Raw genomic sequence first — 14,251 nt, 5'->3', positions numbered from 1 at the left:
CCGTGCCCCCGCTTCTCTCAAGAAAGGTGCGGACCGGCGTGGCCGACCGTCTCATCGTCCGTGGCGCGCGCGAGCACAATCTGAAGAACGTCTCGCTCGACCTCCCGCGCGACTCCCTCATCGTCTTCACCGGGCTCTCGGGGTCGGGCAAGTCGTCCCTCGCGTTCGACACGATCTTCGCCGAGGGGCAGCGCCGCTACGTCGAGTCCCTCTCCTCGTACGCCCGGCAGTTCCTCGGTCAGATGGACAAGCCGGACGTCGACTTCATCGAGGGCCTGTCGCCGGCCGTCTCAATCGACCAGAAGTCGACCTCGCGCAACCCGCGCTCCACGGTCGGCACGATCACCGAGGTCTACGACTACCTCCGTCTGCTGTTCGCCCGCATCGGCAAGCCGCACTGCCCCGAGTGCGGCCGTCCCATCTCGCGCCAGTCGCCGCAGGCGATCGTCGACAAGGTCCTGGAGCTGCCCGAGGGCAGCCGCTTCCAGGTGCTCTCGCCGCTGGTGCGCGAGCGCAAGGGCGAGTTCGTCGACCTCTTCTCCGACCTCCAGACCAAGGGCTACAGCCGTGCCAGGGTCGACGGCACGACGATCCAGCTCGCCGAGCCGCCCACACTGAAGAAGCAGGAGAAGCACACCATCGAGGTGGTCGTGGACCGCCTCACCGTCAAGGACAGCGCCAAGCGCCGGCTGACCGACTCCGTCGAGACCGCGCTCGGCCTCTCCGGCGGCATGGTCGTGCTCGACTTCGTCGACCTCCCCGAGGACGACCCCGACCGCGAGCGGATGTACTCGGAGCATCTGTACTGCCCCTACGACGACCTGTCCTTCGAGGAGCTCGAGCCCCGCTCCTTCTCGTTCAACTCGCCGTTCGGCGCCTGCCCCGACTGCACCGGCATCGGCACGCGCATGGAGGTCGACCCCGAGCTGATCGTCCCCGACGAGCAGAGGTCCCTGGACGACGGCGCGATCCACCCCTGGTCGCACGGCCACACCAAGGAATACTTCGGGCGCCTGATCGGCGGGCTCGCCCAGGCGCTCGGCTTCTCCACCGACATGCCCTGGGCCGGGCTGCCGCAGCGTGCCAAGAAGGCCCTGCTGTTCGGCCACAAGACCCAGGTCGAGGTCCGCTACCGCAACAGGTACGGCCGAGAGCGCGCGTACACGACCCCCGCCTTCGAGGGCGCCGTCCAGTTCGTGAAGCGGCGGCACTCCGAGGCCGAGAGCGACTCCAGCAGGGAGCGCTTCGAGGGCTACATGCGCGAGGTCCCCTGCCCGACCTGCGAGGGCACCCGTCTCAAGCCGATCGTCCTCGCGGTCACCGTGATGGAGAAGTCCATCGCCGAGGTCTCCGCGATGTCGATCAGCGAGTGCGCCGAGTTCCTCGGCCGCCTCAAGCTCAACGCCCGCGACAAGAAGATCGCCGAGCGCGTCCTCAAGGAGGTCAACGAGCGGCTCCGCTTCCTCGTCGACGTGGGCCTCGACTACCTCTCCCTCAACCGTGCGGCAGGCACCCTCTCCGGCGGCGAGGCGCAGCGCATCCGGCTCGCCACCCAGATCGGATCCGGCCTGGTCGGCGTGCTGTACGTGCTGGACGAGCCGTCCATCGGCCTGCACCAGCGGGACAACCACCGGCTCATCGAGACGCTGGTGCGCCTGCGGGACATGGGCAACACGCTGATCGTCGTCGAGCACGACGAGGACACGATCAAGATCGCGGACTGGGTCGTCGACATCGGCCCCGGCGCGGGTGAGCACGGCGGCAAGGTCGTCCACTCCGGCCCGTTGAAGGAGCTGCTGGCCAACAAGGAGTCCATGACCGGGCAGTACCTCTCCGGCAAGCGGTCCATCCCGACGCCCGAGCTGCGCCGCCCGGTGGACCCGACGCGCCGGCTCACGGTGCACGGCGCCCGGGAGAACAACCTGCGGGACATCGACGTGTCCTTCCCGCTCGGCGTTCTCACCGCGGTCACCGGTGTCTCCGGCTCCGGAAAGTCGACGCTGGTCAACGACATCCTCTACACCCACCTGGCCCGCGAGCTGAACGGCGCCAAGTCGGTGCCGGGACGGCACACCCGCGTCGACGGCGACGACCTCGTCGATAAGGTCGTGCACGTGGACCAGTCGCCGATCGGCCGCACGCCGAGGTCGAACCCGGCGACGTACACCGGCGTCTTCGACCACGTCCGCAAGCTCTTCGCCGAGACGATGGAGGCGAAGGTCCGGGGCTATCTGCCCGGCCGCTTCTCCTTCAACGTCAAGGGCGGCCGCTGCGAGAACTGCTCCGGCGACGGCACGATCAAGATCGAGATGAACTTCCTGCCGGACGTGTACGTCCCGTGCGAGGTCTGCCACGGGGCGCGGTACAACCGCGAGACGCTGGAAGTCCACTACAAGGGCAAGTCCATCGCCGAGGTGCTGGACATGCCGATCGAGGAGGCGCTGGACTTCTTCGAGGCCGTCCCGACGATCTCCCGCCACCTGCGCACGCTCCACGAGGTCGGCCTCGGGTACGTCCGGCTCGGCCAGTCCGCTCCGACGCTCTCGGGGGGTGAGGCACAGCGCGTGAAGCTGGCCTCCGAGCTCCAGAAGCGTTCCACCGGGCGCACGGTCTACGTGCTGGACGAGCCCACGACCGGTCTGCACTTCGAGGACATCAGCAAGCTGATCAACGTGCTGTCCAACCTCGTCGACAAGGGCAACTCGGTGATCGTCATCGAGCACAACCTGGACGTGATCAAGACGGCCGACTGGGTCGTCGACATGGGCCCCGAGGGCGGCAGCGGCGGCGGACTCGTCATCGCCGAGGGCACCCCGGAGCAGGTCGCGGGCGTCCCGGCGAGCCACACCGGCAAGTTCCTGCGGGACATCCTGGACGCGGAGCGCATCAGCGACGCGGTGTCGGTGCCGGCGGCGCGGCAGCCCGCGCGGAAGGTGGCGGCGAAGAAGACGGCGGCGGCGGCGCGGGCGCGTCGCGCCTGACGGGGCGGCCCCGCTGTTGCGGGGGCGCGCTCTTCCGGGGTCCCGGCCCCGGAAGACCGCGCCTCACGCGCCGACGGGCCGTGCGTCCCAGGCACCCGTGGGCTCGGACCTCGCGCCTCAAGCGCCGGCGGGGCTCGAGTGACCCGGCGCAGGATCTGCGGCTGGTCCCTGGCTCAGCTCCCAGGCGTACGGGGGCTCCGCACCGGTACGGGAGCACGTCACCGCCGCCGCGCGCGCCGCGAACGTCAGCACCTCGCTCCAGGCAGCCGCGTCCAGCGCGGACAGCGCGGCGGGTGACAGCGCGTCCCGGGCCGCGAGCCCGTGGAGCAGCGCCGCGTTCACCGTGTCGCCCGCCCCGATGGTGTCCGCGACGGTCACCGGCGCGGCCGGGACCGAGACCTCGACGCCGGCGCGGGTCCGCACCGTCAGCCCCGAGCCGCCCCGGGTCAGCACCACCGCCTCCGGCCCTTCGGGCACGCCGCCCAGCCACTCGGCGTCGTCCTCGGAGAGCTTCAGGAGCGAGACGAACGGCAGCCACCCCGCGAACCGCGCCCGGTAGGCGTCCGCGTCGGGGATCAGACCGGCCCGGATGTTCGGGTCGAGCAGCGTGAAGACCCCGCGCGCCGCCTCCCGCCGCAGCAGCGCCTCGTACGCGGTCGCGCCCGGCTCCAGCACCAGCGAGCACGTGCCCAGCGCCAGCGCCCGCACGGCCTCGGGCAGAGCACCGGGCAGTTCGAAGAGGCGGTCCGCGCTGCCCTGCGCGTAGAAGCCGTACCCGGCCGAACCGTCCGAGCCGATCGCGGCCACCGCCAGCGTCGTCGGCTCCGGGCCGCGCTGGACCAGGGAGACGTCGACACCCGCCGCGCGCAGCCCGCCCAGCAGTGCCTCGCCGAAGGCGTCCGTCGACACCCGAGAGCAGAACGCCACCGGGGAGCCCAGCCGGCCGAGCGCCACCGCCGTGTTGTAGGGCCCGCCGCCGAGGCGGGGCAGGAGTGCGGGCAGGGGAGCGGCGGCCCCCTGCGGGACCAGGTCGATCAAGGACTCACCGGCGACGACGATCACGGGCCAGAACGTAGCCGATGCCCGCGCGCCCGGCCAGGGAGCCCGCCCCGGGCACCGCCGATCTCCGCCGGTATCGTCGTTTCTGTCACCGACACGCGCCCTCGGACGCACCCGACGCTCTGAACAGTGGAGTTCCCATGCCCGGCCAGCCGCCCGCCCGCCGTACCGTCCTGAAGGGCGCTGCCCTCGCCGGGGCCGCCGGGCTGGGCGTCGCCGCCTGCTCCACCGAGTCCAAGGTCGGCCACGCGGAGAACCCGACGCCCACCGCGCCCGTCGACCTCGGCGCCGCCGACGCCGTCCCGGTCGGCGGGGCCAAGCTCTACCGCGAGCAGCGACTGGTCGTGCACTGCCCGGCGAAGGGGCAGTACAAGGCGTTCAGCGCCCAGTGCACGCACGCGGGCTGCGTGCTCGACAAGCTGGAGGGCACGGAGGGCAACTGCCCCTGCCACGGCAGCCGCTTCGACGTGACGACCGGCAAGGCGCTCGTGGGCCCGGCCACCGTGCCGCTGCCGGAGGTCCCGGTCAGGACGGAGGGCGGCAGGCTCGTCGCCGGCCCCGACGCCTGACGACGGCTCCGACGCCCGAACCCGTACACATCGCCCGGCGGCGGCCCCACGCGCGGTCGGCCCATGGGTCGGCCTGGTCCGGCCCGGACCGGACGGTCCGTGCGCCGTCAGTCCCAGTCCCAGTCGATCCCGAGGATCCCCGGCCGCACCCCCTGCTCCACCAGGTGCACCGTGCGATGGCGCCCGCTGAGCGCCAGACGCGTCCGCGCTCCCCGCGGCGCACCCGTCGTCGCATGGGCGAACCGGTGGCAGCGCACCGGCAGCGCGCCTTCGTCGAACCGCACCTGGAGCAGGTACTGCCCGCCCGCGAAGCCGAAGCCGCGCACGTACTCGCCGCCCGGACCGCCGGTGCCGTCCTCGAAGCCGTAACCGAAGACGTACGTCTCTCCGGCGCGCAGCCTGGTGTCGAAGAGGAGCTCGGCCACCACCACGCGGGTGTCGGTGTCCCACCGCACCCGGCCCGTCCGGCAGTTCTCCAGCGCGCTCACCCGCACGCGCGCCGGGTCACAGCCGGGATCGCCTTGGTGGACGGCCAGATAGCGGTCGACGCCGTCCCGCTGGGCGCGGACGACGTGGTGGGAGTCGCGTCCCGCGAGGCGCCGGCCGGCGTCGATGCGCACCCGGTCCTGGTGTCCGACCGTGTGCAGTCCGCCGTCCCCGGGCGGCGTGAGACCCGCGAACAGCCGTTCCGCCGTGCCGGCGGCCTCCGCGAGCGAGCGGTAGGAACGTGCCCCGGGAGGGTCCGCGCCGGCGGGGGTGCTGTCCGTCCCCGGGCCGAGCAGCCGGACCAGTGACTGCGCGGGCAGCTCCAGCACGTCCTCCAGCGCGCGTACGGCCCGCAGCGACTCGGGGCGCTGGGGGCGGCGCGCGCCCTGCTGCCAGTAACTGAGGCTGGTCACCCCGACCTTGATCCCCCGGTGGGCGAGGTGGTGCTGGACGCGCTGGAGCGGCAGGCCGCGCGTCGCGAGGGCGGCGCGCAGGGCCAGGTGGAACGGGCCGGTGGTCAGCACCTGTGCCAGGTCTGCCTCGGTGTGGCCCATGGACTCCTCCGGGGGCTCATGGCGTGCGGTGAACGATCACGGAGCGGTGGCTGCCGCTGGGGGTGGGCGGCGGCCTTCCGGGCGGAGAGGGACGGAGGTCATCACATCCGGGCCGTACCGATCACAGCGCCGCGTCACTCCGCATTGAAGCGTGTTGATCTTCCCGCGACAAGGATGGATGCAGGGCTCATGGCCGGGAACGAGGCCCCCGGCCGCCGTCGCGGCCGGTTTCCGCGCCTGCGCTCGTCCGGCCCGCGGCGTCCCCCGCAGCGCTGGTCACGTCCCCCGGAGATGACCACGCTGTCACCGCCCGCCAGTAGGGTGGTCGGCATGGCAGACCCCTCCAGTTACCGCCCCAAGCCGGGACAGATCCCCGACTCGCCGGGGGTCTACAGGTTCCGCGACGAGCACCGCCGGGTGATCTACGTCGGCAAGGCGAAAAGCCTGCGCCAGCGCCTCGCCAGCTACTTCCAGGACCTGGCCAATCTGCACCCGCGCACCCGCACCATGGTCACCACCGCCGCCTCCGTCGAGTGGACGGTGGTCTCCACCGAGGTCGAGGCGCTCCAGCTGGAATACTCCTGGATCAAGGAGTTCGACCCCCGCTTCAACGTCAAGTACCGCGACGACAAGAGCTATCCGTATCTCGCCGTCACGCTGAACGAGGATTTCCCGAGGGTCCAGGTCATGCGCGGGGCCAAGCGGAAAGGCGTGCGCTACTTCGGTCCGTACGGGCACGCGTGGGCGATCCGCGAGACCGTCGACCTGATGCTCCGCGTCTTCCCCGTGCGCACCTGCTCCGCGGGCGTGTTCAGGAACCACGTGCAGAAGGGCCGCCCCTGCCTGCTCGGCTACATCGGCAAGTGCTCCGCGCCGTGCGTCGGCCGGGTCACCCCCGAGGAGCACCGCGAACTGGCCGAGGAGTTCTGCGACTTCATGGCCGGCCGCACCGGCACGTACATCCGCCGCCTGGAGAAGCAGATGACGGCGGCCGCCGAGGAGATGGAGTACGAGAAGGCGGCCCGGCTGCGCGACGACATAGAAGCGCTCAAACGCGCCCTGGAGAAGAACGCCGTCGTGCTCGCCGACGCGACCGACGCCGACCTGATCGCCCTCGCCGAGGACGAGCTGGAAGCCGCCGTGCAGATCTTCCACGTCCGTGGCGGCCGGGTGCGCGGCCAGCGCGGCTGGGTCACCGACAAGGTGGAGAACGTCGACACCGCCGGCCTGGTCGAGCACGCCCTCCAGCAGCTGTACGGCGAGGAGAGCGGCGACGCCGTGCCCAAGGAGGTCCTCGTCCCCGCGCTGCCCGAGGACGACAGCGCCGTCACCCAGTGGCTGAGCGGCCGCCGCGGGTCGCAGGTGTCGCTGCGCGTCCCGCAGCGCGGCGACAAGAAGGCGCTCATGGAGACCGTGCAGCGCAACGCCCTGCAGGCCCTCGGCCTCCACAAGACCAAGCGCGCCAGCGATCTGACCACCCGCTCGCGGGCCCTGGAGGAGATCGCGGAGGCCCTCGGTCTCGACTCGGCGCCCCTGCGCATCGAGTGCTTCGACGTCTCCCACCTCCAGGGCGAGGACGTGGTGGCGTCGATGGTGGTCTTCGAGGACGGCCTCGCGCGCAAGAGCGAGTACCGCCGCTTCCAGATCAAGGGTTTCGAGGGCCAGGACGACGTCCGGTCCATGCACGAGGTGATCACCCGGCGGTTCAGGCGGTATCTCGCCGAGAAGGACAGGACCGGGGAGTGGATCGGCGGCGACGACCCCGGGAGCCAGGCCCCCGAGGACGACGGCCGTCCCAAGAAGTTCGCCTACCCGCCCCAGCTCGTCGTCGTCGACGGCGGAAAGCCGCAGGTCGCGGCCGCTCAGCGAGCCCTGGACGAGCTCGGCATCGACGACGTGGCCGTCTGCGGCCTCGCCAAGCGCCTCGAAGAGGTCTGGCTGCCGCACGACGACGACCCGGTCGTGCTGCCCCGGTCCAGCGAGGGCCTCTACCTCCTCCAGCGGGTCCGTGACACGGCTCACGATTTCGCCATCCGCTATCAGCGCTCCAAGCGGACGAAGCGGATCAGGACCAGCCCGCTGGACGCCGTGCCCGGCCTCGGGGACACCCGGAAACAGGCTCTGATCAAGCATTTCGGCTCGGTGAAGCGCCTGCGGCAGGCGACAATCGAGCAGATCTGCGAGGTCCCCGGCATGGGCCGCAAGACGGCCGAGTCGGTCGTCGTGGCCCTTGCGCAGTCGGCTCCGGCCGCACCCGCCGTGAATACGGCGACAGGAGAGATCATGGAAGAGAACGACGGGGGCAGAAAGACATGACCGAGCACGACGGAGACGGAGCAGCAGACGTGAGTACGGGCAATACGGCCGAGCCCGCCGACGCCGCGGCGGACGTGGCCATCCCGGAGCTGGTGATCATCTCCGGCATGTCCGGAGCCGGTCGCAGCACTGCGGCGAAGTGTCTGGAGGACCTGGGCTGGTTCGTCGTGGACAACCTGCCCCCGGCGCTGATCCCCACCATGGTGGAGCTCGGCGCCCGCTCGCAGGGCAATGTCGCCCGTATCGCCGTCGTCGTGGACGTGCGCGGCCGGCGGTTCTTCGACAATCTCCGCGAGTCCCTCGCCGACCTCGACGCCAAGCAGGTCACCCGCCGGACGGTCTTCCTGGAGTCCTCCGACGACGCCCTCGTGCGCCGGTTCGAGTCGGTCCGCCGTCCGCACCCGCTCCAGGGCGACGGCCGGATCGTCGACGGCATCGCGGCCGAGCGCGACCTGCTGCGCGAGCTGCGCGGCGACGCCGACCTGGTGATCGACACCTCCAGCCTCAACGTGCACGAGCTGCGCGCCAAGATGGACGCCCAGTTCGCGGGCGAGGAGGAGCCGGAGCTGCGGGCGACGGTGATGTCGTTCGGGTTCAAGTACGGACTCCCCGTCGACGCCGACCTCGTCGTCGACATGCGCTTCCTGCCCAACCCGCACTGGGTCCCCGAGCTGCGCCCCTTCACCGGCCTGAACGAAGAGGTGTCGAACTACGTCTTCAACCAGCCCGGAGCCAAGGAGTTCCTGGACCGCTACACCGAGCTGCTCCAGCTGATCGCCTCCGGCTACCGCCGCGAGGGCAAGCGGTACGTGACCATCGCGGTGGGCTGCACGGGCGGCAAGCACCGCTCGGTCGCCACCTCCGAGAAGCTCGCGGCCCGGCTGTCCTCCGCCGGAGTCGAGACCGTGGTCGTGCACCGGGACATGGGGCGCGAGTGACCGGACGAACCCTCCGTCTGCGGCGGGTGCGCAGGTCCACGCGTACCGTGTCGACACGGAAGCGCGGCGCGCAGCCCAAGGTCGTCGCCCTCGGCGGCGGCATGGGCCTGTCCGCGTCGCTCGCGGCCCTGCGCCGCATCACCGGCGACCTGACGGCGGTCGTCACCGTCGCCGACGACGGCGGCTCCAGCGGCCGGCTCCGCGAAGAGCTCGGCGTGCTGCCGCCGGGCGACCTCCGCAAGGCGCTCGCGGCCCTGTGCGGCGACGACGACTGGGGCCAGACCTGGGCCCGCGTCATCCAGCACCGCTTCCAGTCCAAGGGCGACCTGCACGAGCACGCGGTCGGCAATCTGCTGATCGTGGCGCTGTGGGAGCAGTTCGGCGACCATGTGCAGGCCCTGGACCTGGTGGGCAAGCTGCTCGGCGCCCAGGGCCGGGTGCTGCCCATGTCGGCCGTCCCGCTGGAGCTCCAGGCGCTCGTGCGCGGGCACGACCCCGCGCGCCCCGACGAGGTGTCCACGGTCCGCGGCCAGGCGACCGTCGCGCTCACCCCGGGCGAGGTGCAGTCCGTGCACCTTGTGCCGAACGACCCGCCCGCCGTCCCGGAGGCGGTCGAGGCCGTCCTGGACGCCGACTGGGTGGTTCTCGGGCCCGGCTCGTGGTTCTCCTCGGTCATCCCGCACCTGCTCGTGCCCGAACTGCTCGATGCCCTGGTCGAGACCAAGGCGCGGCGGGTCCTCTCCCTCAATCTCGCGCCGCAGCCGGGCGAAACAGATGGCTTCTCCCCGCAGCGTCATTTGGAGGTTTTGGGACGACACGCGCCTAAACTCGCCCTGGACGTGGTGCTGGCCGACGAGGCCGCCGTGCCCGACCGCGAGTCCCTCGACGACGCCGCCAGGCGGCTCGGCGCCGCGGTCGAGCTGGCGCCCGTGGCCTCGGTCGGGGGCCCCTCCCAGGGCGAAGTCTCTGGGGGAGGCGCTCCGAAGCATGACCCGGAGCTGTTGGCTGCCGCGTACGACCGTATTTTTCGGATGCATGGAAGGATCGGCCCATGGCGATGACGGCAGCGGTGAAGGACGAGATCTCCCGGCTTCCCGTCACCCGGACCTGCTGCAGAAAGGCGGAGGTCTCGGCGATCCTGCGGTTCGCGGGCGGTCTGCACCTGGTCAGCGGCCGCATCGTGATCGAGGCGGAGCTCGACACCGGGATCGCGGCGCGCCGCCTCAAGCGCGACATCCTGGAGATCTTCGGCCACAGCTCGGAGCTGATGGTGATGGCCCCCGGCGGGCTGCGCCGCGGCTCCCGTTTCGTCGTACGGGTGGTGGCCGGCGGCGACCAGCTCGCGCGCCAGACCGGCCTGGTCGACGGCCGCGGCCGCCCGATCCGCGGCCTGCCGCCCCAGGTCGTCTCCGGTGCCACGTGCGACGCCGAGGCCGCCTGGCGGGGTGCGTTCCTCGCGCACGGCTCCCTGACGGAGCCCGGCCGGTCCTCGTCGCTGGAGGTCACCTGCCCCGGCCCGGAGGCCGCCCTGGCACTGGTCGGCGCCGCCCGCCGGCTCTCGATCGCCGCCAAGGCCCGCGAGGTGCGGGGCGTGGACCGGGTGGTCGTCCGGGACGGTGACGCGATCGGCGCGCTGTTGACCCGCCTCGGGGCGCACGAATCGGTGCTGGCCTGGGAGGAGCGGCGGATGCGCCGCGAGGTGCGGGCCACCGCCAACCGCCTGGCGAACTTCGACGACGCCAACCTGCGCCGGTCGGCCCGCGCCGCCGTCGCGGCCGGGGCGCGGGTGCAGCGCGCCCTGGAGATCCTCGGCGAGGAGGTGCCCGAGCACCTCGCCGCCGCGGGCCGGCTGCGCATGGAGCACAAGCAGGCGTCCCTGGAGGAGTTGGGTGCCCTCGCCGACCCGCCGCTGACGAAGGACGCGGTCGCCGGCCGTATCCGGCGGCTGCTGGCGATGGCCGACAAGCGGGCTCAGGACCTCGGCATTCCGGGTACGGAGTCCAACCTGACCGAGGAGATGGCCGACGGGCTCGTCGGCTGAGCCCTCCCCGGCATGCAGCTCAAGAGCTTTGCTGCCGACGCCCGTTCGGGCGTCGGCAGCGGCGTTTTCGGAGACCGTCCCGGGCATCCCGATGCCCTATTGACATGATCATGGAGAGTCATGAGCCTGGCGCATGTTCACTCATCGGGCAGACAACAGCAAGGGGGGCGCATGAGACGCAGAGCGAGATCGATCCTCGCAGCGGCTTCACTGCTCGTCGCGGGACTGTCGGCGGCGCCGATCGCGCAGGCCGAACCGGGGGGAGGAGACGGTGACGAACTCTCCGTGTGGCATGCGAAGATCACCCGGGCGCAGGTCCCGCTGATCCTCGCGGCGGGCGCCGACGGACACGAACTCACCGAGCAGGTGCCGAAGAAGGGCTCCGCCACCGTCGAGCTGTACCTCACCGAACGGCAGGCGGACGAACTGCGCGCGCAGGGCGTCGGCATCACCGAGCACACCGTCCCCGCCGAGACCGAGCGGCGCGTCGCCAAGGCGGGCGACGGCGTCTACCGGCCGTACAGCGGCGAGGGCGGCCTCAAGAGCGAGATCCTGGCCACCGCCGCCGCCCATCCCGGCCTCACCAAGGCCGTCAGCATCGGCAAGACGGTCAAGGGCCAGGACATCCTCGCACTCAAGATCTCCAAGGGCGCCGCGAAGCACCGGGACGGCAGCAAGCCGGCCACGCTCTACATGTCGAACCAGCACGCCCGGGAATGGATCACGCCGGAGATGACCCGGCGGCTGATGCACCACTACCTCACGAACTACGGCAAGGACCCGCGGATCACGAAGATCGTGGACTCCACCGAGCTGTGGTTCGTGCTCTCGGCCAACCCCGACGGCTACGACCACACCTTCACCGGGCCCGCCGAGCGCCAGTGGCGCAAGAACATGCGCGACAACAACGGCGACGGGAAGATCACGCCCGGCGACGGCGTCGACCTCAACCGGAACTTCGCCTACAAGTGGGGCTACGACAACGAGGGTTCGTCCCCCGACCCGTTCGACGAGACCTACCGCGGCACCGGCCCGGCGTCCGAGCCCGAGACCCGGGCCATCGACGCCTTCCAGAAGCGCATCGGCTTCGAGTACGGCATCAACTACCACTCGGCCGCGGAGCTGATCCTCTACGGAGTCGGCTGGCAGGTCGCCACGCCCACGCCCGACGACGTGCTCTACAAGGCGCTCGCCGGCACCCCCGAGAACCCGGCCGTCCCCGGCTACCGCCCCCAGGTCTCCTCCGAGCTGTACACCACCAACGGCGAGGCCGACGGCCACGCGGCCAACGTCAACGGGATGATGATGTACACCCCGGAGATGTCGACCTGCGCCACCGCGTCCCGCATCGACCCGAACGACCCCTGGAACGCGGCCGACTGCGCCTCCGTCTTCACCTTCCCCGACGACGAGAAGCTGATCCAGCAGGAGTTCGCGAAGAACATCCCGTTCGCGCTCTCCGTCGCCGAGACCGCCGCCCACCCCGACCGGCCGTCCTCCTCGCTCGGGCTCGACGCGGCGGACTTCACCCCCGACACCTTCACCACCTCCTACGCCCTCGGCGGGGATCAGGAAGTGTCCGTCGTCGCCCGCAAGTCGCTACGGGGCAAGCAGCTCAAGTACCGCGTCAACGGCGGTCGTACGCACACGCAGGCGCTGCGGCCCTGGAAGGGCGGCGAGACCTTCGGCGGCGACGACAACATCCGCTTCGACGAGTACCGCGCCGGCATCCGGGACGGCGACGTCGGCGACACGGTCGAGGTCTGGTTCACCGGCCGTACGAGGGAGGGCAAGCGCACCTCCAGCGAGCACTTCACCTACCGGATCGCCGAACGGCCGCGCGCCTCGACCCTCGTGATCGCCGAGGAGGGCGGCAGCGCACCCGCGCAGCACACCGCCGTCTACACCGGGGCGCTCGCCGACAACAAGCAGCGCAGCGCGGTCTGGGACGTCACCACGCAGGGCGCCCCGCATCCGCTCGCGGTGCTCGGCCACTTCGACACGGTCGTCTGGTACACCGGGGCGAAGGCGCCTTCCTGGGCCACCACGCAGGCCGTGCGGGCCTACCTCAACGAGGGCGGCAAGCTCGTCACCACCGGCGAGCGGGCCGGCGGCGCCGCCGACCTCGGCGGCGCGCTGAGCGACGACTTCTCCCAGTACTACCTCGGCGCCTCGGGCCGTGCCTCGCTCGCCGGAGCGGGCGGCTTCCTCGGCGCGGGCCGCCTCGCGGGGGCCTCGGGAGCGCTCGCCGGGGCGCCCGGCAACCCACTGGACGCGGCCGGTGCGTACACGATCACCTCGGACACCCTGCCGTCCGACGAGTTCCCGCAGTTCAGCAGCGCGGCCGCGGGCGACTACCCCGGCGTGAAGATGCCCTTCTCGCCGTACGAGGGCGACTGGTACGCGGCGGCGAGCCACCGCAACGCCTCCTGGATGCGGCTCACGCGCACGCTCGACCTGAGCGGCACGAGCGCGGCCGACGCGCCCGCGCTGAACCTGCGCCTGAGTTACAACACCGAGCCCGGCTACGACAACGCCGTCCTCGAGGTCCACACGGTGGGCCAGGACGACTGGACGACGCTGCCCGACGCGAACGGCTCCACCTCCACCACCGTCCCCACCCAGTGCGACGGCGGCTTCTACGTCGCCATGCACCCCTTCCTGCGGCACTACCTCACCGTGGGTTCCGGGGGATGCACGGCGCGGGGCTCCACGGGCGGCTGGAACTCCTTCACCGGGGCCTCCGACGGCTGGCGGACCGCCTCGTTCGACCTCAGCGCCTATGCGGGCAAGAAGATCGAGGTCGCCGTCTCGTACATCACCGATCCCGGCGACGGCGGCCGGGGCGTCTTCGTCGACGACACCCGGCTGGTGACGGCGGGCGGCGAGCAGGGCGCCGAGGGCTTCGAGACCTCGCTCGGACCCTGGGCCGTCGCGGGACCGCCGCAGGGCAGCCCCGCTCTGCGCGGGAACTGGGCACGCAGCCAGGACCTGCACCCGTCCGCCGCGGCGGTCACCGCGCGTGACAGCGTGCTGATCGGTTTCGGCCTGGAGCACGTCCCCTCCGCGGCCGACCGGGCCCGGATCATCGGCAGGGCGCTCGCCGCACTGCGGCGCTGACACAGTCGGAGCGGCCGGATCGGGGGCTGTGGCCCGATCAGAAAACGGCCGGAAAAGCAGCGGTCCGTACCCCTACTGGTGGGTACGGACCGCCTTGCCGTACACGGCCCGCTCTGGATGTCACCACGAGCACTCCGGAGAGGTAGGGTCGTAGGCGGTCGGGGACATCCCAAATAAAGCTCGCCGG

General features: G+C 71.6%; 9 protein-coding genes. 7 read left to right on the top strand and 2 right to left on the bottom strand.

Going from position 1 to position 14,251, the window contains the following annotated elements; translation table 11 throughout:
• The first annotated feature begins 38 nt into the window (after nt 1–38).
• Complete coding sequence (gene uvrA, locus ACWD0A_RS14040; protein ID WP_451297782.1) at nt 39–2,981, top strand: excinuclease ABC subunit UvrA; 2,943 nt, start codon at nt 39–41, stop codon at nt 2,979–2,981.
• Between the two features lie 117 nt (nt 2,982–3,098).
• On the opposite strand, the gene ACWD0A_RS14035 is transcribed toward uvrA, so the two are convergent.
• Nucleotides 3,099–4,043 carry a carbohydrate kinase family protein gene (locus tag ACWD0A_RS14035; RefSeq protein WP_451297780.1) on the bottom strand — a complete coding sequence of 315 codons (945 nt, stop codon included), beginning with the start codon at nt 4,041–4,043 and terminating at the stop codon, nt 3,099–3,101.
• A gap of 137 nt (nt 4,044–4,180) precedes the next feature.
• Here ACWD0A_RS14035 and ACWD0A_RS14030 point away from each other — a divergent pair, with 137 nt between their 5' ends.
• Complete coding sequence (locus ACWD0A_RS14030) at nt 4,181–4,609, top strand: Rieske (2Fe-2S) protein (RefSeq protein WP_307716060.1); 429 nt, start codon at nt 4,181–4,183, stop codon at nt 4,607–4,609.
• Between the two features lie 107 nt (nt 4,610–4,716).
• On the opposite strand, the gene ACWD0A_RS14025 is transcribed toward ACWD0A_RS14030, so the two are convergent.
• A complete protein-coding gene (locus ACWD0A_RS14025) occupies nt 4,717–5,649 on the bottom strand; it encodes a hypothetical protein (protein WP_451297778.1) in 933 nt (310 codons plus the stop codon).
• A gap of 330 nt (nt 5,650–5,979) precedes the next feature.
• Between ACWD0A_RS14025 and uvrC the strand changes: the two genes are divergently transcribed.
• The 5 genes from uvrC (at nt 5,980) to ACWD0A_RS14000 (ending at nt 14,064) form a co-directional block, all read left to right on the top strand.
• The gene (gene uvrC, locus ACWD0A_RS14020) at nt 5,980–7,965 is read left to right on the top strand and encodes an excinuclease ABC subunit UvrC (RefSeq protein ID WP_451297776.1); all 1,986 of its coding nucleotides are present in this window, start codon (nt 5,980–5,982) and stop codon (nt 7,963–7,965) included.
• The gene (gene rapZ / locus ACWD0A_RS14015) at nt 7,962–8,903 is read left to right on the top strand and encodes an RNase adapter RapZ (protein ID WP_177148837.1); all 942 of its coding nucleotides are present in this window, start codon (nt 7,962–7,964) and stop codon (nt 8,901–8,903) included. The genes uvrC and rapZ overlap by 4 nt, the downstream gene beginning before the upstream one ends.
• On the top strand, nt 8,900–9,964 hold the full coding sequence (locus ACWD0A_RS14010) for a gluconeogenesis factor YvcK family protein (protein WP_451297774.1): 1,065 nt from the start codon (nt 8,900–8,902) through the stop codon (nt 9,962–9,964). The genes rapZ and ACWD0A_RS14010 overlap by 4 nt, the downstream gene beginning before the upstream one ends.
• The gene (gene whiA, locus ACWD0A_RS14005) at nt 9,955–10,944 is read left to right on the top strand and encodes a DNA-binding protein WhiA (RefSeq protein ID WP_005318962.1); all 990 of its coding nucleotides are present in this window, start codon (nt 9,955–9,957) and stop codon (nt 10,942–10,944) included. Before ACWD0A_RS14010 ends, whiA begins: the two co-directional genes overlap by 10 nt.
• A gap of 171 nt (nt 10,945–11,115) precedes the next feature.
• Nucleotides 11,116–14,064, top strand: coding sequence for a M14 family zinc carboxypeptidase (locus ACWD0A_RS14000; protein WP_451297772.1), 2,949 nt, complete (start codon nt 11,116–11,118; stop codon nt 14,062–14,064).
• Nucleotides 14,065–14,251 lie beyond the last annotated feature (187 nt).

The sequence above is a fragment of the Streptomyces sp. NPDC002867 genome (assembly GCF_053591895.1).
The sequence above is the reverse complement of the archived record's forward strand: the minus strand, read 5'-3'. Positions and strand labels throughout refer to the sequence as shown.

Bases quoted from the DNA above. Each gene is read 5' to 3' on its own strand.
- ACWD0A_RS14030 (WP_307716060.1), top strand. From the start codon at position 4,181: ATGCCCGGCCAGCCGCCCGCCCGCCGTACCGTCCTGAAGGGCGCTGCC.
- uvrC (WP_451297776.1), top strand. From the start codon at position 5,980: ATGGCAGACCCCTCCAGTTACCGCCCCAAGCCGGGACAGATCCCCGAC.
- rapZ (WP_177148837.1), top strand. From the start codon at position 7,962: ATGACCGAGCACGACGGAGACGGAGCAGCAGACGTGAGTACGGGCAAT.
- whiA (WP_005318962.1), top strand. From the start codon at position 9,955: ATGGCGATGACGGCAGCGGTGAAGGACGAGATCTCCCGGCTTCCCGTC.
- ACWD0A_RS14025 (WP_451297778.1), bottom strand. From the start codon at position 5,649: ATGGGCCACACCGAGGCAGACCTGGCACAGGTGCTGACCACCGGCCCG.
- ACWD0A_RS14000 (WP_451297772.1), top strand. From the start codon at position 11,116: ATGAGACGCAGAGCGAGATCGATCCTCGCAGCGGCTTCACTGCTCGTC.